Origin of the sequence: Amycolatopsis alba DSM 44262 (assembly GCF_000384215.1) — a bacterium.
Taxonomy (GTDB): Bacteria; Actinomycetota; Actinomycetes; order Mycobacteriales; family Pseudonocardiaceae; genus Amycolatopsis; species Amycolatopsis alba.
The window spans coordinates 4,583,537-4,603,102 of record NZ_KB913032.1 but is presented as its reverse complement, the minus strand read 5'-3'; the positions used below and the strand labels follow the sequence as shown (position 1 = coordinate 4,603,102).

Genomic DNA, 19,566 nt, shown 5'->3' with positions numbered 1-19,566 from the left:
GCACGCGAAGCATGCCGCTCTCGCGCGGGGCGCCTCGTCTTGCTGTCTTCGTGCTCTCCGGGGTTGCCCCGGAGTGGGTGGTGATCCACCGGCTCACCTCCGCGTCGCGAACACCACCCTACCGAATTCAGCGGCTCGGGATGATCTTCGAACCCGACACGTACCGCATGGCCTCGATGAACTTCGGATCGTTCATACGGCGTTCCATCTCCGGGAAGTCGAGGTCGACGAGCCGGGTCTGGATCCACCACAGGTTGCCGAACGGGTCGCGGACCCGGCCGACACGGTCGCCGAAGAAGAGTTCGGTCTGCCTGGTGACCTCTTCGGCGCCCGCCTCGACGGCCCGGCGCTGCGTCTCCACGCTGTCCTCGACGTAGAGCCGCAGATACGCCGGGGTGTCGATCCAGTCGTCCTGCGCGTCGAACAGCATGACGACCGAATCGCCGATCCGGACCTCGGCGTGCCCGATCTTCCCGCCTTCGACGTACACCGGATCGCCCAGCGGCTCGGCGTCGAAAACGCGCTTGAGGAAGTCGATCACGCCCGCGGTGTCGTGCGAGATGATCCACGGGGTGACCGAGTTGTAGCCGTCGGGGATCGGGTTGGTCATCGGAGTTCTCCTCAGTCGTCTTGGTGCGATGAGAAGAACGCTAGAACCCGTATAGGACAGATCGTGTCCTAATGGTTCTTCAGCAGGAAAGACGGCTTCGTCTCCCGCCACTCCGGCATGTCCAGTGAGTTGAGCGCCTCGACGATCCGCTTCTCCTCATAGCGGAAATGCGTCTCCATGATCGCCGTGAGCCCGTCGAGTTCCCGCTGCACATAAAGGATCTCGGCCTGGCTCGACTCCGGGCCGACCTCGGCGACGAGTTGTTCGAGCCGTTCGAGGATCCCGGTGACGATGTCGTGGTCATGCGCGAGTTCTTCGAGCACCGGCCGCAGTTCGGGGAATTTCTCCGCCAGCACGAGGAAAGCACCGCCGTCCTCGCCGGTGTGATGCCTGGTCAGCGCCGAGCAGAAGGTGAGGCAGTGCGCTCTGAGATCGCGCAGCCGCTCGGCCCGCCCTGCCGCGACCGACCCGAGGTCGTCGTGCAGCCTGGCCAGTTCTTTACGCAGCCACTGATGAACCTGAATGAGTTGATTTCCGAACGCCGTCAACCGGCCGTCCGTTCGAGAGGGGGTTTCCATGATTTCCCATGGTCCGGCGCCTCCATGCCCGCGACGGTCTCTTTGCCGGGTGCACTGCGACGCTGGAAGCACTTCAGCACGGCCTCCGGGTGATCGTCAAGGGGAATCAGTGGAAGTCACGGGACTTGGCGGTGATCCGCAGCGGCAGGTGCCGGATCTGTTCGGCGAGGACGTTCACCACCTCGCCGGTGCGCTCGACCACGCCGCGGACCAGCAACGCGGGGCTGCCGCGGGCGACCCGGTGGTAGCGCTGCCACACACCCATCGTGCAGATGACGTTGATCATCCCCGTCTCGTCTTCGAGGTTCATGAAGGTGACGCCGCCCGCGGTCGCCGGCCGCTGGCGATGGGTCACCGCGCCGCCGGTCAGCACCCGCGTGCCGTGCGGGACCTCACGCAGGCGCTCCGCCGTGACGACCCCGAGTTCGTCGAGGTTCTCCCGGATGAACTGGGTCGGGAAGCTGTCCGGCGACACCCCGGTGGCCCAGACGTCCGCGGCCGCGACGTCGATTTCGTCCATCCCCGGCAGCATCGGCGCCTTGACCCCGGTGGTGAGGCCCGGCAGTTTGTCCAGGCTTTCGTCGGCGACCGCGCCCGCCGCCCAGAGCGCGCTCCGCCTGCTCTCGCCGAAACAACCGAACGCGCCCGCCGCGGCCAGCGCCTCGACCTGCGGCGTGGTCAGCCGCACCCGCCGCGCGACCTCGGGCAGATCCGCGAACGGACCGGCGCGGTCCCGTTCCCCGACGATCTCCTTCGCCAGGTTCTCGCCGATCATCCGCACGGTGGACAGGCCGCCCCGCACGGCGAGCAGCTCTCCCCCTGCCGGCAAGGGTTCCAGCGTCGCGTGCGGGAGGCTCGCGTTGATGTCCGGGCCGAGCACGCGCACCCCGTGCCGCCGCGCGTCGGCGACCAGCGACTGCGGCGAGTAGAACCCCATCGGCTGGGCACGCAGCAAACCAGCCAGGAACGCGTCCGGGTGGTAGTACTTGAAGTACGCGCTCGCGAACACCAGCAGAGCGAAACTCAGGGCGTGACTCTCCGGGAAGCCGAAATTCGCGAACGCCTTGAGCTTGCCGAAGATCTTCTCCGCGAGCTCTCCCTCGATGTCGTTCTTCGCGGCTCCTTCGAGGAAACGCCGTTTGAGCCGTTCCATCTTCTGTTCGGAACGTTTGGCGCCCATGGCGTGCCGTAACCGGTCCGCTTCCGCCGGGGTGAAATCGGCGACGTCGAGCGCGATCTGCATCATCTGTTCCTGGAACAACGGGACACCGAGGGTCTTTCCCAGCGCTTTGGCCAGTTTCGGATGGTCGAAATCCCATTTCTCCTGGCCGTTCTTGCGCCGGATGTAGGGATGCACCGAACCACCCTGGATCGGGCCGGGCCGGATGAGCGCGACCTCGACCGCCAGATCGTAGAACTTCCTGGGGCGCAAACGAGGCAGCGTGGCCAGCTGCGCGCGGCTCTCCACCTGGAAGACGCCGATCGCGTCCGCCCGGCAGAGCATTTCGTAGACGTTCTGGTCCTTGAGATCCAATTCGGAGATGTCGACCTCTTCCCCTTTGTGGTCGCGTACAAGGTCGATCATATAGTTCAGGGCCGACAACATCCCGAGCCCGAGCAGATCGAATTTGACCAATCCCGCGGCGGCGCAGTCGTCCTTCTCCCACTGCACGACACTGCGGTTCTCCATCCGGGCCCATTCGATCGGCACCACTTCACTCACCGGCTGTTCGCAGATCACCATCCCGCCGGAATGGATACCGAGGTGCCGGGGGAAGTCTTCGAGCGCGCAAGCGAGTTCCACGACCTCTTCCGGAATGTCGTGGTCGTGGTCCTTCTCCGTGGCCCGCAACGCGCCCCAGCGGTCGATCTGCTTGCTCCACGCGTCCTGCTGGCCGGGCGAGTACCCCAGCGCCCGCGCCGCGTCCCGGACCGCGGACCGCGCCCGGTAGGTGATCACGTTCGCCACCTGCGCGGTGTTCAACCGCCCGTATTTCCCGTAGACGTACTGGATCGCCTCCTCACGACGATCGGATTCGATGTCGAGGTCGATGTCCGGGTAGCCGTCGCGATCCGGGGCGAGGAACCGTTCGAAGAGCAGGCCGTAGCGCACGGCGTCGACCTTGGTGATGCCGAGCGCGTAACAGACCGCCGAATTCGCGGCCGAACCCCTGCCCTGGCAGAGGATGTCGTTGTCCCGGCAGAACCGGACGATGTCCCAGACGATCAGGAAGTAGCCGGGGAAACCCAGCTTTTCGATGATCTCCAGTTCGTGGACGATCAGCTTCCGGGCTTTTCGGCGGTACTCGGGAGACTTGTTCTTCTCGTGCTCCTTCGCGCCCTCAAGGGTGAGCTCCTTCAAGTAGGACGCCTCGGTGTGCCCCTTCGGCACCTCGAACGGCGGCAGCTTCGGCTCGATGTGGTGCAGCTCGAACGCGCACTCCCGGCCGAGCAGCGCCGCCCGCTGCACCGCGCCGGGGTACCGCTTGAAGATCTCGGCCATCTCCTCCCCCGACCGCAGGAACGCCGTCCCCGCGGCGGGCAGCCAGCCCTCCATGTCCTCCAGCCCGCGCCGGGCGCGGATGGCGCTGAGCGCGTCGGCGAGCGGGGCCCGCTCCGGCCGGGCGTAGTGCGCGGCCGTGGTCGCCACCGTCGGGAGCCCGAACTCCTGGGCCATCTCGCTCAGCAGGTCGTTGTGCGTGCTGTCGAGAGGGAGACTGTGGTCGATGAGTTCGACGTAGACGTTTTCCCGGCCGAAGCAGTCGATGAGTTCTTTCAGTCTCTCGACGGCCGCGGCGGGACCGCCGGTGACCAGCGCCTTGCGCACCGCGCCCTTGCGGCAGCCGGTGAGCACGACACACTTCCCGTCGACCTCTTCGGCGACCGCGCGCAGGTCGTAGACGGGCCTGCCCTTCTCCGCCCTTTCCTTGGGCGACAACGACTCCCTGTCGAAGCCGTGCAGCCGGCCCGCGGTGATCGCGCGGTTCAGACTCAGGTAGCCGTCCTGTTGCTTGGCCAGCAGGAGAAGGTGCTCGCCCTCGGGATCGGCGAATCCGTTCTGCGGTCCGGACAGGCCGAAGCTGAGCTCCGTGCCGAAGACGGTGTGCACGCCCAGCTCCCTGGCCGCTTCGGCGAAGCGCACCACGCCGTACATGCCGTCGTGATCGGTGAGCGCGATCGCGTCCAGCCCCAGCCGCGCGGCCTCCTCCACCAGTTCCTCGGGATGACTCGCCCCGTCGAGGAAGCTGAAGTTCGAATGGCAGTGCAGTTCGGCGTACGGCACCCGGCGCGCGGTGGCCCCGTCGTCTCCGCCGAGCTGTCCCGTCAGATCCGGGGGCCGCTGATAGCCCTCCCGTTTGGCACTCCACGCGGGGCTGTCACCGCCGTCGCCGGGCTGGACCTCGCCCGCGAGCTCGCGGGCGAGATCCTTCCACGGCCGCGGAGGATTGTTCCAGCCCATCGGGTCACCGGTTCTCGGCCGAGCGTCTCGGCGCGGGGACGAAAACTTCCGCGCGAGGGACGCACGCCGCCCAAGCCGTGTCCAACTCCGCGCGCTGCACCGGGATGGCTGGTTCTTCCAGCCAGCGCCGCACCAGCCGCGTGTACTCCTCGTCCATGTTCAGTCGTACTTCCCTTCCAGTGTCCACATCGGATTCCCGTGGTGCTCGAAGCGGAGCAGCACCGCCTCTTCGTCTTCGTTCCCGTCGGCCAGCAGCACCTGCAACCGGATCCGGGTCCCCGACCGCGCGTGACCGGAGCCCGCCCGGACACCGACCAGCCACGGCCCTGCCCAGGCGAGAACCTCACGCGGCTCGTCTCCCTCGAAGCTCACGAGGAACGGCGCGGCGGTGACCCGCCGGCGCGCGGTGATCTCCACGACGCGCCCGTTCCCGTCCAGTACCTGGGCGGGCACCGGCCGGGCGAACACCGTCGCCGGGGAAGGCGACGGAAGCCTCCCCGCCCAGTTCGCGTCCGCCTGCGCCGACTTCTCCCGCCTGTCGCCCCACGGCACCAGCCGGACGCGCTCGACGGGATCACGGCCGCCGTCGAGCACCGCGGTGAAGACGCTCTCCGGGCCGAGCAACCCCTGCACCCGGACCAGGGCGCGACCGGCTCGCTCCCCGGACACGCCTTCGTCCTCGGTGGACGGCCGCAGGACGCCCGCCGCGCCCGGTCGCCACAACCCGAGTTGCAGCGACCGGCCTTCCACGGTCTCCTCCGGCTCCAGCCGCAGCCGGACGACGCCGGATCGCGGCCGCGCCGAGGTGTCCCGGACCTTCAGCCAGCCTTCGAACTGCCAGCGCACCCTGTCCGCGACGCCGAGCGGGGTCAGCGGTTCGGCGCAGCGCCATACCCGGCCGAGTTGTTCGCCGGTCTCGGTGGTGGCGTAGATGCCGAGGCGGGTGCAGGCCAGTCCGTGCGCGGAGAGCCCGGCGTGGAAGCGTTCGCCGAGCCCTTTCGCCACGAACGCGGCGGCGTCGACCCTGTCGATCGGCGGATCGAACGTCTTCGCGAGCGAGAGTTCGGGCGGCGGACGACGACGTGACGGCGGCCGTTCGGACCGCCCTCGTGCCAGCCTGTGGGCGAGCACTCCTTCCATTCCGAAACGCGCTGAGACGTCGCTTTCGTCAAGCGCCGCGAAGGCGCCCAGCGTGCGAAGGCCGAGCTGCTTGAGCAAGGTGACCAGCTCGGTTCGGCCGGCTTCGGGCTGGTCGAGTTCGCGGATGGGCAGCGGGGCCAGGAACTCCGCCGTCTCACCGGGCCCGACCAGCGTCGAACGACGGGCGGCGAGCGTCGCGGCGAACAGTCCTTCGGCGACGCCGACCTGGCATTCCACCCCCGCCGCCACGGACACCTCGTCCACCAGCCTTTCGAGGAGGCCGTGCTCACCGCCGAAATACCCGGCCGCGCCGCCGACCGGGACGGCGACGATCCCCGGCCGCACCACCTCGACCCCGACGGCCAGCTCCTCCACCGCCCGTGCGACGGATTCGAAGAGCCGGGCGTCACGACCGTCGTCCTCACCGAAGACCGCCAGCTCCGGGCAGCAGGACTGGGCCTCGCGCCGCCGCATCCCGCGGCGGACGCCGTACCCTCTGGCCACCGCGGTGCAGGCGACCACACGGTTCGCCGAGAAGACCGCCGCCGGGCGGCCGACGGCCTCCCCCGCGACGGCCGCGGCGGCGACCGCGGGCCAGTCCGGGCACCACAGCACCAGCATGCGTACAGGCAGGTTCACGCCGTCCCCCACCTCGCCGCGGGAAAGCCGACCCGCTGGACCTCGCCTTCACCGGGAAACCGCAGCGACACCGACATCGGCCGGGCGGCCGCACCCCGGCCACCCGTCCGTACCTCCACCTCACGAGCGCGCAGGTAGCCCGCGCCGTCACCGGTGAAACCCGTCCAGCGCGAGCGACGGCAGCTCAGTTCGACCTCCGCACCGGGCCAGGAACCCAGTGAGAGCAGCACCGAGCCACGGTTGCGGGCACGGGCGGACAGCCGTCTCGCCACGTCGGGCCGGGCGAGCCCCGGACCGACGACCACGAGATCGAAGCCGTCGAGCAAGGCCGCGGTCACCGCCGGGAACTCGGCACCGGGACGGGGGACCAGCGCCAGCCTGCCCACCTCGACCCCGAGTTCCGCGGCGGCGACCACCCCGAGCGCGGGCAGGCCGACCGCGACCGCCCACGCACCGCCGGCGGTCGCGGCGGCCAGCAGGGTGAGCATCAGTGACGTGGACCCCAGCACCGAAACGGTGCTCCCGCGCCGGAGCCCCGCGGCGGGCAGCAGACCGGACAACGCCGGGGACACCGGGAGCACCCTTCCCGTCGTCCTCGCGTGTTCGGCCTCGGAAGCCACGCCACTGGCCGTGCTCACTCCTGGCAAAGCCGCCAGCCTCGCCAACGGCAAGGCCCGTGCCTCGACCACCTCCGCTGTCACCGGACCTCGCCTCCCCACGACACCTAGACCGTCTTTTATGGACGGAACTGGACGCGCCACGGGGAAGGCGGCACTTCGAACGCTTGTTCGATATCTCCAGTAGACCGGGTCCCACGGCGGTTGTCAAGCGAGGTGGGAACGATCACCGGACCTGTCACGTCCGAGACCGGGAATCCCCGCACCGGAAAGGAAAACCCGCAGTGAACGACGCTTGGCCCGAGACGGTGAACGGCTGGGAACTCGCCAGGGAGGGCCACATCGAGAACTACCGCAAACGCTTGGCCAACCGGGTCACGGTCACCGCGACCTGGGAGAACGGGACCGGCCGGGGCCGGGTGGACGCCCGCACCGAACCGCTCGGCGGCGGCCGGACCCTGACCGGCAGCCGCAAGGACTTCCGGGACAAGGAGGCGTTCTGGACCGCCGCGACCTGCGTCCTGGAGATGGCCGCGAACCTGCCGTCACTGGACTGGCACACGAGCCCGGCGCCCACAGCGCTGGCGGGGACCGTGGCGGGCATGGTCGAGGCGGAGCCCGGCACCAGTGGCTACCCGGAGGCGGAACTGACGTTCACGCTGACCGACGGGCACACCGTGACCCTGTGCATGAGCGACGAGCAGGCCTTCGATCTGAGCAACGCCATCTCGCGGCTCGACCATCACGTGTGGTCCGAACAACGTGACGACGAAGATGAGGACGAAGACGACGAGTTCGAAGAAGCCGACTCTGACATCGACGAAGTTCCCGACGTCGAAGAAGTCCAGTCCGGTCCGGACACCGGGCACGACCTGGTCACCGTCCTGGATGAACGGTTCGGGATCACCGAGGACGACCTGCTGGCGCACGTCGACTGGTCCGCGCTCATCGTGGTGGGTGAACCCGCGGTGAGTTCGCTGATCGACCGGGGTGACGAGCTGACCGCCGCGGTCGCGCCACGGTGGTATCCGGTCGTCGCGGACCGGCCCGGCGAGCGCTGGGTCGTCCTCAAGCGCACCGGCGTGCGCTACCACGGGGAATGAGCGGCGGTTTCTGTCATTCTGGACGTCATGCCCTCGTCAGCCTTGCGCCGCGCCTTGACCGACACCGGCGAGCCGCCGCTCCGCCCCCTGCCGGACGAAGTGAGCGAACTACTGGAGGAACTGGCCGCTCCCCCGCGGCTGGCCGCGCATCTGCGCGCGGTCCACGACGTGGCCTGGTCACTGGCTGACTGGCTGGAGAAACATCATCCGGAAGTGGGCTTCGACCGCGAAGCGGCCTTGTTCGGCGCGGCCGTGCACGACATCGGAAAGACGATCCACCGCGAAGAACTGTCCGGTCCCGGCTCCGCGCATGAGCAAGCAGGCTACGAACTCCTTGTCTCCCAAGGAATCGACGCGAACCGGGCCCGGTTCGCGCGGACACACGCCGCCTGGGGTGCAGACGTCGGCATCGAAGATCTGCTCGTGAGCATCGCGGACAAGGTGTGGAAGGCGAAGCGGGTCACCGATCTCGAACAGCTGCTGGTCGACCGGCTGGCCGTCGCGAGTGGACAGCCACCGTGGGAGGTCTTCCTGACGCTGGACGACCTGCTCGACCGGATCGCGGCGGCCGCCGACGGGAGGCTGGCCTTCCAGGCGAGCCATCCCGTCGACGGCTGAGGCGTCAAGCCGGACGGGGCAACGGGGCCGGGTGATACCGCCGGAAAGCGGGGGCGGCGGTACCCGGCTCACCGTGCAGCCAGTCGTAAAGGAAACGGAGTTCCGGCGCGAACCGGTTCGCCTCGGCGTTCAGCCGTTCCGGTGACGTCGACGGCCAGCGGCCGGTCTCGACGCGGTCCCGCAACACTCGCAACGCCGTCAGTTCCTCGGCGGCGGTGTGCTGGCAGTGCCCGCCCCGGTTCACGAACAGCTGACGGATCCGGCCGGGATCGACGCGGTCGCCATAGGTCCGCTCGTGTTCGGGTGCGACGCCGTCACCGATCGGGTGCAGGGTGACGACGGGCTGACGCCCCTGCCCGGTCGGCGTCCCGGTGCGGGCGAGCCATCGGGCGGCGACGGTGTCGGCCTTGACGCGGGGCGCGGCCGCGAGCTTGGCGAGATCGGCGCCGAGGTCCAGGCCCGCGTCGCGGTAAGCCTGGTTCACGAGGTCACGTTCACTCGACCGCGCGAGCAGGCCGCGGTAGTCCACTCCGGTGTTCCCGGTCGGGTTCCCGCCGGCCTGCGCCTCCAGATCGGCCCGATGGGCACCCCAGGACAGCTGGTCGTAAACCGCCTCGACGAACTTCGTCTGCTGGCGGATCTGCCCGGCGACGTCGGCGGGACGAGGGTGGTGCGCCGTCGACCAGCCGGGGACGTCGGCGAACGCGTTGGCGAGGGCGAGCCGGGCTCGCCCATCGGGTGATTCCAGGGCCTTCGTGATCACCTGATGGGCTTTCGCGAGGTTCGCCCCCGTGTCGGCGACGCGGACGACCTCCAGTTCGGGCGCCAGCAGCGTCCGGACCGCGAACCCCAGGTCCAGCGCCTGACCGAACAACGCGGAGCCGCCTGCGACGGGACCGCACATCGCCAGCGCGCCGTCGATCCGCTGCGGGAGCCGTTCGGACAGCAGGACCGCGTTGAGCCCGCCGCCGGAAGCTCCCCAGGTGAGCACCTGCGCCGGACGGCCGACGTTGCGGTCGAACCAGGACAGCAGCGCTGTCTGGTCGTGAACGGCTTCGCGGGCCGAGAAGCCGTTCGGCTTGCTGTAGAGCGACGCGGCCAGCGCGTACCCCTCGCCGAGGAGGACCGGTTTCGCCTCCGGCCGGTTGGCGAGTTCGATCTCCTCGGGAACATAGCCCGGCGGGTAGATCCCGTGGTTGTACAACAACAACTTGCCGTTCCAGTGCGGCGGCACCTCGACCCGGTACTGGGCGCCGTCGAGCGCTCCGGTGTGGACACGGACGTCGTCCGCGGGGAGGGCGGGCGCGCCGGTGACGATCAGCGCGGCCGCCAGGATTCCTGTCAACGTCATGGCGGAAATGCTGGCAGCGCGCGGCTTCGCGGGAATCCGTCGAAACGCGGCTTCTCGCCTACGCTTCCCGGCGTACGAGCTCTTCCGCCAGCTCGACGGTGATCCCTTCCGGGCCGCGGACATAGCAGAGCCGGTAGCTGTCCTCGTACTGCACCAGCTCGCCGACGAGCTCGCCGCCATGTGACAGCAAGCGCTCCAGGACCTCCTCGATGCCCTCCACCGAGAACACGAAGTGGCGGATGCCGGGCGTGTTCATCGGCACGCGAGAGTCTCCGCCGCGGCTCGGGGCCCGGTACTTGATCAGCTCCAGCCCTCCGTGGCCGTCCGGCGTCCGCATCATCGCGATGTCCGTCCGGACGTCGTCGAGCCCGGTGAGGCGATCGACCGTGTCGCCCTTGAGTGACGCCTCGCCCTCCAGTTCGAGGCCGAGTTCGGTGAAGAAGGCCTTGGCCGCTTCGAGATCGTGGACGACCACGCCGATGTGTTCGAGCTTCATGACCGGTTCCTTTCAGGCGCTCTGCCGACGCATGAGCTCTTCGACGGCGGTGGGCAGCGTGTTCTCGAAGTCGATGAGCTTGACCCAGGTCGGGGTCACCACGACGCGGACCATGCCGTCGTAGAGCGACCGCACCTGCTTCTCCCACTCGACCCGCTGCTCGGGCGTCATCTCGTAGGTGCCGCTCCACTGCAGGTACTCGTCGGGGATGCCGTCGACGTGGTCCAGTTCGACCGTGCCGCGGATGAGCAGGATCTTCGGCGGATGCGATTCGGTGTCGATGGTCAGGGCGACCGCGGGGTTGCGGCGCAACGACGGCAGCTTCGGCGCGTTCGTCGGGGTGCACATGACGATCTCCCTGCCGTTCCAGTGGATGCCGATCGGGATCGACCGCGGTGTGCCGTCGAGCGCGGTGTAGGCCAGGCGGGCCAGGTCACGGGCCAGGAGCTCCTGGCTGAGCGGGCGGTTCAGGATCTCGTCGATCGTGTGCTGCTGCATGTCGCTCTCCTCGGGTCGCCGTCTTCGCGGACACCCCAGGGACGCCGCCGTCCCCCGCACTTCTACATCCCCGACCTGTGACCCGAGTCACATCGACTTTAGCGGGCTAATCGCGATCTGTGTGTCGAAACGGGCCCTGACCAGGCGACGCGTCAGTGAGGGAACGAAAGAGAGGACAGTCATGGCGAAGGAATCCGAGGTCCGCTTCGAGGGCTTCCTGCCCACCACACCCGCCGACACCTGGGCCGCGATCACCACCGGCAGCGGCGGGTGGCTCTGGCCGATCCAGTACGAGCCGCGGGACGGCGGCGCCGAGTCCGGCCTCACCCCGAACGGCGGCATGGTGACCGTCTGGAAGCCGTCACAGCACTTCGTCACCTACGCGGAAGACGAGAGCGGCTGGTTCAACACGCTCGAGTACGTCCTCGATCCGAAGGACGGCGGCACGTACTTGCGCTACGAGCACACCACGGTCCTCGACGACGTGGAGTACGACGCGTGCAAGCGGCACACAGCGTTCTACTACCACTCGCTGGGCGAGTACCTGACGCACTTCAACCGGCGCGAGGTGAAGTACTTCAAGACTGACGCGCCCGAAGCGTCGAAGGCTCCTGAAGCGTTCGAGGTCGTGCGTACGGCGATCGGCGCGACCGTCGCCGGCGACGAAGTGCGCTTCGAGGTGCCGGGGGTCGGCACCGTCGAAGGCGTCGTCGACTACATGACGTCGGCCTTCATCGGCGTCCGGACCGAAGACGCGCTGTACCGCTTCTACGGCCGGAACGCCTGGGGCTGGCCTGTCGGCATCGGGCACCACCTGTTCGCCGAAGACGCCGATGCGGACAAGGCCGCGAAGGCGTGGACGGCCTGGCTGAACGGCCTGTACGCCTAGCGGGGCAAGTTCTTCGCGATCTCGGCGCCGACGGACTTCGCCGCTTCGGCGGACTCCGCCGGCGGGATCGGCGAGTTCGAGAAGAACCCCTTGTCCCAGCCCTTGTAGGTGACGATGGCGACGTACACGCCCTGGGTGAAGCGCAGCTCGGCACCGCTGAAGGCGCTGTCGGTGTCGAGAGAGACGAGAACGGCCTTCTCCCCGATGCCCTGCACCTGCTGCTGACGCTCGGACGGCGCGGCCGACCCGACGGAGGACTCCTTCGCGCGCTTCTCGGCGTCCGGTCCTTCGTGGCGGTAGACCATGACCTGGAGGGCGCGGTCGTGGACGTTGTCGCCCTCCGGCGCCAGCCAGGAACAGCCGTACTGCTTGGTGACGATCTCGCCCGCCTTGATCTCGTTCTCGCGGACGCCCTGGAAGCTGTTGGTGACCGTCTTGTTCAAGGTCTCCGGGGCGACCTTGCACTCGGGAGGCGGCTGCTGGGAGACCGGCGCCTTGCCGACCGACGAGTAGTACTCCGACGCGAAGATGCCGCCGGGAATGCCCAGTCCGAGCAGCACCACGCCACCCACGACCAGGCCGACGATCAGCCCGGTCTTTTTCTTCTTGGGCGGCGGCCCGTAGCCAGGCGGGGCGTAACCGGGAGGCGGACCGTAGCCAGGTGGCTGCCCGTAGCCCGGCCCACCGGGCTGAGGCTGGCCGTAACCCGGCTGCTGTCCGTAGCCCGGCTGGCCTCCCTGTCCAGGCGGCGGGCCGTAACCCGGCCCCTGGCCGTACCCCTGCGGCGGCTGGTGCACCGATCCTCCTACCGATCCCTCACGTACGTCCCGCATCGCGATTAGCCCGCGAAAGTCGACACGCGGTCAGCATGGCACGGCGGCCGGGGTCGCGGGTGGCCAACGGGGTCAGCGCACCGAATCGAAGACGGCCATGGCGACCGTCTTGGTCTCGCCGGAGAGCACGTCGGCCGGTACGCGCTCGTCCACGAAGAAGCCCTTGTCCTTGGCGGAGTACATGACCCAGACCTGGACCTTGCCGCGCCGGGCCCACAGCTCCGCCGTGCTGTGCGCGCCGCCGGAGCTCTCGATCCGGGACCATGCCCGGTCCGAGATCTCCGGCAGCGGGACGATCTCGCCCTGCGTCGGAGGGTTGTAGTCGCTCGCCTGCCGCTCGGCATCAGGCCCGGTGAAGGCCTTGATCGTGACGTACAGAGATCGGTAACGCACGTGTTCGGCGGGGGTGGGCCGCCAGGTGCAGGAGGTGTCTTTCGACGACGTGGCGGCCGCGGACGGCAGGGTGACCTTGACCTCGTTGACGTTCGGGACGCCGAGGCGCTCCATCGTCGGCCGTAAGGCCTCGCACTCCGGCGGGACCGGGGTCGACGTCGGCGCCGCCCCTGTCGACTTGTAGTACTTCGACGCGAGGATGCCACCGGTGACACCGCCACCGACGAGCAGCGCCAGCAGCGCGACGATCACCAGGATCAAGACGATCCGGCGCTTCTTCTTCGCTTTCGCCTGCACCCAGGGCGGCTGAGGCGGAGCGAACCCCGGCGGTGGCCCGCCCGGCCCCTGCGGCTGCTGATACATCCGAGTTCCCCCCTCGGGATCGACTTTCGCGGGCTAATCGCGATCCGGATCGCGATTAGCCCGCGAAAGTCGAGACGGCCTAGTGAGCGAAGTGGCGCGTGCCGGTGAGGTACAGGGTGACCCCGGCGGCCTCGGCGGCGGCGATGACCTCGGCGTCGCGGATCGATCCGCCCGGCTGGACGACGGCGCGGACACCGGCCTCCAGCAGGACCTCGAGCCCGTCCGGGAACGGGAAGAAGGCGTCCGAAGCGGCGACGGAGCCCTTCGCCCGGTCGCCCGCCCGCGAGACCGCGAGCCGCGAGGAGTCGACCCGGTTGACCTGGCCCATGCCGACGCCGACGGTCGCGCCGTCGTTCGCCAGCAGGATCGCGTTCGACTTCACCGCGCGCAGCGAACGCCACGCGAACTCGAGGTCGGCCAGCGTCCGCTCGTCGGCGGCCGCACCGGTGGCCAGGGTCCAGTTCGCCGGGTCGTCGCCCTCGGCGGCGATCGTGTCGACGGTCTGCACCAGCATGCCGCCGGAGATCGGCCGGAACTCGATCGGATCCGGCGACGTGATCGCGGGCAGCTTCAGCAGCCGCACGTTCTTCTTGCGCTGCAGGATCTCCAGCGCTTCGGCGTCGAAGTCCGGCGCCAGGACGACCTCGGTGAACACCTCGGAGATCTGCTCGGCTGCCTCGCGGGTGACCGGCCGGTTGGTCGCGATCACCCCGCCGTAGGCCGAAACCGGGTCGCAAGCGTGCGCCTTCCGGTGCGCCTCGGCGATGTCCTCGCCGACCGCGATCCCGCACGGGTTGGCGTGCTTGATGATCGCGACGGCCGGGGCGTCGAAGTCGTAGGCGGCGCGGCGCGCGGCGTCGGTGTCGACGTAGTTGTTGTACGACATGGCCTTGCCGTGCAGCTGTTCCGCGTGCGCGAGGCCCGGCCGCCAGTGCTTGTACAGCGCGGCCTTCTGGTGCGGGTTCTCGCCGTAGCGCAGCACGTCGCCGCGCTCCCACGAAGCGCCGGTGAAGTCCGGGAAGCCGGAGTCGTCCGCGGGCGCGTAGACGTTGGCGAACCACGCGGCGACGGCGGTGTCGTACGCCGCCGTGTGCGCGTAGGCCTGCGCGGCGAGCCGCTTGCGGTCGGCCAGCTCGAAACCGCCGCCGGCGACGCGCTCCAGCACCCACTCGTAGCGGGACGGGTCGACCACGACGGCGACGCTGTTGTGGTTCTTCGCCGCGGCACGCACCATCGCCGGACCGCCGATGTCGATGTTCTCGACACAGTCCTCCGGGCTCGCGCCCGAGGCGACGGTCTGCGTGAACGGGTACAGGTTGACCACGAGCAGGTCGAACGGCGCGATGTCGAGCTGCTTGAGCTGCTCGACGTGCTCCGGGCGGTCACGGTCGGCGAGCAGGCCCGCGTGCACGCGCGGGTGCAGCGTCTTGACCCGGCCGTCGAGGGACTCGGGGAACCCGGTGACCTCTTCGACCGGTGTCACCGGCACCCCGGCGTTCGCGATGACCTTCGCCGTTCCGCCGGTCGACACGATCTCGACGCCCGCCGCGTGCAGCCCGGTGGCGAGCTCCAGCAGGCCTGCCTTGTCGGAGACGCCGATCAGCGCGCGCCGGACGGGACGCTGTCCCTGTGCGGTACTCACGAAAACCTCACCTTTCGTCCCTCGACCGCGCACCCGCTCCGGCCGAGTTTTTCGATCGTTTCCACCAGGAGCCTGCGTTCCACGGCCTTGATCCGCTCGTGCAGGACGTGTTCGTCGTCGTCGGTCTCCACGATCACCGGCTCCTGCGCGATGATCGGCCCGGTGTCGACTCCGGCGTCGACGAAATGGACCGTCGACCCGGTGACCTTGACCGCCATCGCCAGCGCGTCGGCCACGGCGTGCGCGCCGGGGAACGACGGCAGCAACGCCGGATGCGTGTTGATCACGCGGCCGGGGAACCGCGCGAGGAATTCGGCGCCGAGGATCTTCATGAACCCGGCCGAGACGACCAGATCCGGCTGGTAGGCGGCGACGGCTTCGGTGATCGCCTTGTCCCACGCCGCCCGGTCCGGGTGGTCGGCCATCCTGACGGTGAACGACGGCACGTCGGCGTGTTCGGCCCGCGTGAGCGCTTCGATCCCGGTGCGGTCCGCTCCGACGGCGACCACTTTCGCCGGGAAGTTCGGTTTTTCGACCGCGTCGAGCACGGCTTGCAGCAGCGTGCCGGAACCGGACGCGAGGACGACGAGCTTCACCGGAGTGGGCAGGTCCAACCGACTAGCCAGAACGGGCTCCTTGCCACGGCGGTACGCACTCGGGCGTACGGCGCTTCACCTGGTCGCGACAACCCTAACGGTCGCCGCCGGGGGCGCTTTCGTCGCCGGACCCGTCGGTGGACTCGGTCACAGCGTCGTCGACGGCACCGTCCTGCTCGGGCGCTGTTTCCGCCGGGGTCTCGTCGAGGTCTTCACCCAGTTCCCGCGCGAGTTCCGCCTCGGCTTCGTCGTCGAACTCGGCTTCGGGTTCTTCCGCGGGCTCCGCCGCTTCGTCCTCTTCAGTCTCGACGGCGTCTTCGTCGACAGCGACATCCTCGGCGATGACTTCGGCCTCGGGTTCCCCTGGAGGCTCCGGCGGCTCATGCGCGCCGGCGAAGAACGCGACGAAGCCGCCAGGGAGGACGATCCAGCAGAAGGCGATCACCGACGCGACCCCGACCGGCACGCTGACCGGGTCGAACGGCCCGTCGCCGAGCCTCCCACCGGCGAAGGTCCCGAGGACGACGCAGCCGAACGCGACGAGCGCGCCCGCGACGGCGACCGCCCGCATCCGCAGCATCGGGTCCTCGTCGATCGTGCGGATCTTCCAGCCGACCAGCACACCGACCAGCGCGGGCAGGAGCAGCAGCACCGGCCACCACACCGCGTGCTGCGACGGGATCCCCGCCAGCACCGGCACCCCCGGCAGCCGCCCTTCCCGGTAGCCGAACATGCCGACGGTCAGCGAACCGACCGAGAAGCCCGGCCCGGTGGCGAAGGACAACGCGGCGACGACCGCGTTCGGCAGGTAGGCCACGGAAAGCACGAACATGCCGAAGCTCGCGCCGAAGCCGGATTCGAACAGACTGTCCACAGTGGACCACGAGAGCGCGGTGGCAACGGTGAACACCACCGCGCCACAGGCGATCAGCGCGGCGAGGCCGAGCGCGCCCGCCCGCAGGCCGTGGACGGCCACCGGGTCGAACCGGTCCCGCACCGCGGCCGGGAGCCCGCAGACCTTGGCGACCCCCGCGACGGCGGCGAGCCCGGCGAGCAGTCCCGGCACGCAGAAGGCGGTCAGCGGGTTCACCGCGATCGGCGATCCGGCGGTCAGCATGGCGATGAGCACGCCGAACAGCGCGTGCGCCCCGGCGATCACGGCCACCACCGGGACGGCGTCCGCCGGGGTCCGGCCGCCGATCCGGCGGGCGGCCCGCGCGGCAGCCCTCGCCGTGAGCCACGCGACGACGAGCGTCGGCAGCAACGGCAGCACGCCGAGCGGATGCCCGCCGAGTTCGAGTTCCACCTGCCACGAGGCGAGCCAGCCCGGACCGGCGGCGAGCAGGGCGCCGGTGGCGGAGAACCGGGACCGGTCGGCGGTGAATGAGACCACCGCGAGGACGAGCGCGACGGCGGTGTAGGAGAACAGCAGGGGCGCGCAGGCCGCGGCGAGCGACACACGAACCCGCTTCGCCCTGGACACCTCCGGCTCGGGGACGAGGTCGCTCACCGGCTCTTCGCCCGGCGGGCGTTCGTCGCGGGTGAGCAGCTTCATGATCCGCACCATGACATCCGGGCTGGTCCGTCCGGGTGAGGCACGCCGCCGCCGGACGGCGCACGTGGCTCAACCCACCCGGTCGGGTAACCCGGAAAAGAAAAACACCCGCTGTGACACGGAGAGTCACAGCGGGTGTCTTACGTGCGAAAGATTCAGCTCTGCTGGCCGAAACCGCCCGGCGGCGTACCGGGGTTCTGGCTCTGCTCCGGCGAGGAAGACGGCGGCTGCTGGAAGAACTGGCCCTGCTGCGGCGCGTACGTCGTGGCCTGCTGGCCCGGCGGCTGCGTGACCGGCGGCTGGAACCCGCCAGGCTGCGCGAACGGGCCGGACGGCTCGCCCTGCTGCTGCCCCGGCTGACCCGGCTGCCCCTGCTGGCCCGCGCCGGGGAACGGCTGGACCTGGGTGGCGGCCGGACCCTGCTGGCCCTGCTGGCCGAACGGACCCTGCGGGCCCTGCTGCGCGAACTGCTGGCTGTAGGGGCCCTGCGTCGCCTGCTGCTGCGGCTTCGCGGCGGGCAGCTTGATGACGTCGTGCTCGAACAGCAGCGCCGCGACCGCGACCAGCATCTGCAGGATGCCGAGGATCAGCACCACGGTGAGGATGCCGGGGACCGAGACCTCTGCACGGCCGCTCCCGTAGCCGATGATCAGGTCGAGGCCGCCGAACGCGCCGAGGACGCTGAACAACGCGGCGAACGGCAGTGTCTTCGGGCCGCGCGGCAACGCGTGCAGCGCCGCGAGCAGACCACTGACCAGGAGGAAGACCGAGACCTGCCCGGCGGCGTCGGCTTCATCGGAGAAACCGATGAAGAACTGCACCAGGCCGAGGACGGTGACGGCGAGCGCGAGCAGCAGCGCCAGGTTCAGCGGAGCAGCCGCTGACGGCGCCTGCTGCTGCGGAAAGGCTCCCGAGCCGGGGTTGGGGTGTTGCTGGCCGCCACCCTGCTGGGGGTAGCCGGGCCCACCGCTGGGATAGGACATCCGAATGCTCTCCTGTCGTTCGACCGGCACCCCAGGGCGCGCGGAACTCCTGGGACAAACGAGGCGGCTGTGATGCTCGAACGCTAGCGCACGCACGCGGCCACCTCGCGTCTCGGGCTCTGAGACGTCTGTACACCCGATCGGGTTCCCGGCGGAACCCCTCCACGACGTCCGGATCGCGATTAGCCCGCGAAAGTCGACACGGCCCGGACTCGACTTTCGCGGGCTAATCGCGATCTGAAGGGCGAAAGCAGGCGGGCCGGGCACCGGTGAAGGTGCCCGGCCCGCCGGGGAAAGCTCAGTCTCCGAAGGATCAGAGGCTGTTGTACAGCTCGCGCGCCAGGACGGCGGTCTCGCTCGGGGTCTTCCCGACCTTGACGCCGGCGGCCTCGAGGGCCTCCTTCTTGGCGGCGGCCGTGCCGGAGGAGCCGGAGACGATGGCGCCGGCGTGGCCCATGGTCTTGCCCTCGGGCGCGGTGAAGCCGGCGACGTAGCCGACGACCGGCTTCGTCACGTTGTCCTTGATGTAGGCCGCGGCACGCTCTTCGGCGTCGCCACCGATCTCGCCGATCATCACGATGACCTTGGTCTCGGGGTCCGCCTCGAACGCCTCGAGGGCGTCGATGTGCGTGGTGCCGATGACCGGGTCGCCGCCGATGCCGACACCGGTCGAGAAACCGATGTCACGCAGCTCGTACATCATCTGGTAGGTCAGCGTGCCGGACTTCGACACGAGACCGATCGGGCCGGCACCGGTGATGTCGGCCGGGATGATGCCCGCGTTCGACTTGCCGGGGCTGATCACGCCGGGGCAGTTCGGCCCGATGATGCGGGTCTTGTTGCCGGTCGCGACGGCGTGCGCCCAGAAGTAGGCCGAGTCGTGCACCGGGATGCCCTCGGTGATCACCACGGCGAGCGGGATCCCCGCGTCGATCGCCTCGATGACCGCGTCCTTGGCGAACTTCGGCGGCACGAAGATGACCGAAACGTCGGCGCCGGTCTCCTTGATGGCCTCCTCGACCGTGCCGAACACGGTGAGGTCCTTGCCCTCGATGGAGACGGTCTGACCGGCCTTGCGGGCGTTGACGCCACCCACGATGTTCGTGCCGGACTTCAGCATCTTGGTCGCGTGCTTCATGCCCTCGGAGCCGGTGAGCCCCTGGACGATGACCTTGCTGTTCTCGTTGATGAAGATCGACATC

19 protein-coding genes are annotated in these 19,566 nt (G+C 69.3%); 3 read left to right on the top strand and 16 right to left on the bottom strand.

Features of this window, described 5'->3' with window-relative positions; genetic code table 11:
• Positions 1 to 127 precede the first annotated feature (127 nt).
• The 6 genes from AMYAL_RS0122055 to AMYAL_RS0122030 form a co-directional block, all read right to left on the bottom strand.
• Entirely contained in the window at positions 128 to 610 is a 483-nt protein-coding gene (locus AMYAL_RS0122055; protein WP_020633435.1) for a VOC family protein, read from the bottom strand.
• A 68-nt stretch (positions 611 to 678) separates the two neighbouring features.
• Positions 679 to 1,188, bottom strand: a complete 510-nt coding sequence (locus AMYAL_RS0122050; protein WP_026467328.1) for a hemerythrin domain-containing protein — start codon at positions 1,186 to 1,188, stop codon at positions 679 to 681.
• Positions 1,189 to 1,294: 106 nt separating this feature from the next.
• Entirely contained in the window at positions 1,295 to 4,648 is a 3,354-nt protein-coding gene (locus AMYAL_RS0122045) for an error-prone DNA polymerase (protein ID WP_020633433.1), read from the bottom strand.
• Between the two features lie 4 nt (positions 4,649 to 4,652).
• Entirely contained in the window at positions 4,653 to 4,805 is a 153-nt protein-coding gene (locus AMYAL_RS49920; RefSeq protein ID WP_020633432.1) for a hypothetical protein, read from the bottom strand.
• A 2-nt stretch (positions 4,806 to 4,807) separates the two neighbouring features.
• Positions 4,808 to 6,409 carry a DNA polymerase Y family protein gene (locus tag AMYAL_RS0122035; RefSeq protein ID WP_026467327.1) on the bottom strand — a complete coding sequence of 534 codons (1,602 nt, stop codon included), beginning with the start codon at positions 6,407 to 6,409 and terminating at the stop codon, positions 4,808 to 4,810.
• Between the two features lie 14 nt (positions 6,410 to 6,423).
• Positions 6,424 to 7,128, bottom strand: a complete 705-nt coding sequence (locus tag AMYAL_RS0122030) for a hypothetical protein (RefSeq protein ID WP_026467326.1) — start codon at positions 7,126 to 7,128, stop codon at positions 6,424 to 6,426.
• Positions 7,129 to 7,328: 200 nt separating this feature from the next.
• On the opposite strand from AMYAL_RS0122030, the gene AMYAL_RS0122025 reads away from it, so the two are divergent.
• Entirely contained in the window at positions 7,329 to 8,147 is an 819-nt protein-coding gene (locus AMYAL_RS0122025) for a hypothetical protein (protein ID WP_020633429.1), read from the top strand.
• 27 nt (positions 8,148 to 8,174) lie between these two features.
• Positions 8,175 to 8,765 carry an HD domain-containing protein gene (locus AMYAL_RS0122020; RefSeq protein WP_026467325.1) on the top strand — a complete coding sequence of 197 codons (591 nt, stop codon included), beginning with the start codon at positions 8,175 to 8,177 and terminating at the stop codon, positions 8,763 to 8,765.
• Between the two features lie 4 nt (positions 8,766 to 8,769).
• On the opposite strand, the gene AMYAL_RS0122015 is transcribed toward AMYAL_RS0122020, so the two are convergent.
• From AMYAL_RS0122015 to AMYAL_RS0122005, 3 genes are read right to left on the bottom strand one after another with little or no spacing between them, the layout of a single operon-like run.
• On the bottom strand, positions 8,770 to 10,116 hold the full coding sequence (locus tag AMYAL_RS0122015) for a hypothetical protein (RefSeq protein ID WP_020633427.1): 1,347 nt from the start codon (positions 10,114 to 10,116) through the stop codon (positions 8,770 to 8,772).
• A 58-nt stretch (positions 10,117 to 10,174) separates the two neighbouring features.
• Positions 10,175 to 10,612 carry a VOC family protein gene (locus AMYAL_RS0122010; RefSeq protein WP_020633426.1) on the bottom strand — a complete coding sequence of 146 codons (438 nt, stop codon included), beginning with the start codon at positions 10,610 to 10,612 and terminating at the stop codon, positions 10,175 to 10,177.
• A 12-nt stretch (positions 10,613 to 10,624) separates the two neighbouring features.
• Positions 10,625 to 11,110 (bottom strand): pyridoxamine 5'-phosphate oxidase family protein, encoded by a 486-nt coding sequence (locus AMYAL_RS0122005; RefSeq protein ID WP_020633425.1) that lies wholly within the window; start codon positions 11,108 to 11,110, stop codon positions 10,625 to 10,627.
• A 181-nt stretch (positions 11,111 to 11,291) separates the two neighbouring features.
• On the opposite strand from AMYAL_RS0122005, the gene AMYAL_RS0122000 reads away from it, so the two are divergent.
• On the top strand, positions 11,292 to 11,999 hold the full coding sequence (locus tag AMYAL_RS0122000; RefSeq protein WP_020633424.1) for an SRPBCC family protein: 708 nt from the start codon (positions 11,292 to 11,294) through the stop codon (positions 11,997 to 11,999).
• Here the strand turns inward: AMYAL_RS0122000 and AMYAL_RS0121995 are convergent.
• From AMYAL_RS0121995 to sucD, 7 genes are all read right to left on the bottom strand, one after another.
• Entirely contained in the window at positions 11,996 to 12,796 is an 801-nt protein-coding gene (locus tag AMYAL_RS0121995; protein WP_020633423.1) for a hypothetical protein, read from the bottom strand. The genes AMYAL_RS0122000 and AMYAL_RS0121995 overlap by 4 nt on opposite strands.
• 108 nt (positions 12,797 to 12,904) lie before the next feature.
• Entirely contained in the window at positions 12,905 to 13,588 is a 684-nt protein-coding gene (locus AMYAL_RS0121990) for a hypothetical protein (protein ID WP_020633422.1), read from the bottom strand.
• Positions 13,589 to 13,667: 79 nt separating this feature from the next.
• Positions 13,668 to 15,230 carry a bifunctional phosphoribosylaminoimidazolecarboxamide formyltransferase/IMP cyclohydrolase gene (gene purH, locus AMYAL_RS0121985; protein WP_020633421.1) on the bottom strand — a complete coding sequence of 521 codons (1,563 nt, stop codon included), beginning with the start codon at positions 15,228 to 15,230 and terminating at the stop codon, positions 13,668 to 13,670.
• Entirely contained in the window at positions 15,227 to 15,844 is a 618-nt protein-coding gene (purN, locus tag AMYAL_RS0121980; protein WP_026467324.1) for a phosphoribosylglycinamide formyltransferase, read from the bottom strand. Before purN ends, purH begins: the two co-directional genes overlap by 4 nt.
• Before the next feature lie 76 nt (positions 15,845 to 15,920).
• Positions 15,921 to 17,393, bottom strand: coding sequence for a cell division protein PerM (locus tag AMYAL_RS0121975; protein ID WP_020633419.1), 1,473 nt, complete (start codon positions 17,391 to 17,393; stop codon positions 15,921 to 15,923).
• Positions 17,394 to 17,536: 143 nt separating this feature from the next.
• Complete coding sequence (locus tag AMYAL_RS0121970) at positions 17,537 to 18,364, bottom strand: DUF5336 domain-containing protein (RefSeq protein WP_020633418.1); 828 nt, start codon at positions 18,362 to 18,364, stop codon at positions 17,537 to 17,539.
• A 313-nt stretch (positions 18,365 to 18,677) separates the two neighbouring features.
• On the bottom strand, positions 18,678 to 19,565 hold the full coding sequence (gene sucD, locus AMYAL_RS0121965) for a succinate--CoA ligase subunit alpha (RefSeq protein WP_026467323.1): 888 nt from the start codon (positions 19,563 to 19,565) through the stop codon (positions 18,678 to 18,680).
• Position 19,566 lies beyond the last annotated feature (1 nt).

Coding starts and splice junctions, on each gene's coding strand:
- AMYAL_RS0122055 (WP_020633435.1), bottom strand. CDS start 610: ATGACCAACCCGATCCCCGACGGCTACAACTCGGTCACCCCGTGGATC.
- AMYAL_RS0122050 (WP_026467328.1), bottom strand. CDS start 1,188: ATGGAAACCCCCTCTCGAACGGACGGCCGGTTGACGGCGTTCGGAAAT.
- AMYAL_RS0122045 (WP_020633433.1), bottom strand. CDS start 4,648: ATGGGCTGGAACAATCCTCCGCGGCCGTGGAAGGATCTCGCCCGCGAG.
- AMYAL_RS49920 (WP_020633432.1), bottom strand. CDS start 4,805: ATGGACGAGGAGTACACGCGGCTGGTGCGGCGCTGGCTGGAAGAACCA.
- AMYAL_RS0122035 (WP_026467327.1), bottom strand. CDS start 6,409: ATGCTGGTGCTGTGGTGCCCGGACTGGCCCGCGGTCGCCGCCGCGGCC.
- AMYAL_RS0122020 (WP_026467325.1), top strand. CDS start 8,175: ATGCCCTCGTCAGCCTTGCGCCGCGCCTTGACCGACACCGGCGAGCCG.
- AMYAL_RS0122015 (WP_020633427.1), bottom strand. CDS start 10,116: ATGACGTTGACAGGAATCCTGGCGGCCGCGCTGATCGTCACCGGCGCG.
- AMYAL_RS0122010 (WP_020633426.1), bottom strand. CDS start 10,612: ATGAAGCTCGAACACATCGGCGTGGTCGTCCACGATCTCGAAGCGGCC.
- AMYAL_RS0122005 (WP_020633425.1), bottom strand. CDS start 11,110: ATGCAGCAGCACACGATCGACGAGATCCTGAACCGCCCGCTCAGCCAG.
- AMYAL_RS0122000 (WP_020633424.1), top strand. CDS start 11,292: ATGGCGAAGGAATCCGAGGTCCGCTTCGAGGGCTTCCTGCCCACCACA.
- AMYAL_RS0121990 (WP_020633422.1), bottom strand. CDS start 13,588: ATGTATCAGCAGCCGCAGGGGCCGGGCGGGCCACCGCCGGGGTTCGCT.
- AMYAL_RS0121975 (WP_020633419.1), bottom strand. CDS start 17,393: ATGGTGCGGATCATGAAGCTGCTCACCCGCGACGAACGCCCGCCGGGC.
- AMYAL_RS0121970 (WP_020633418.1), bottom strand. CDS start 18,364: ATGTCCTATCCCAGCGGTGGGCCCGGCTACCCCCAGCAGGGTGGCGGC.
- sucD (WP_026467323.1), bottom strand. CDS start 19,565: ATGTCGATCTTCATCAACGAGAACAGCAAGGTCATCGTCCAGGGGCTC.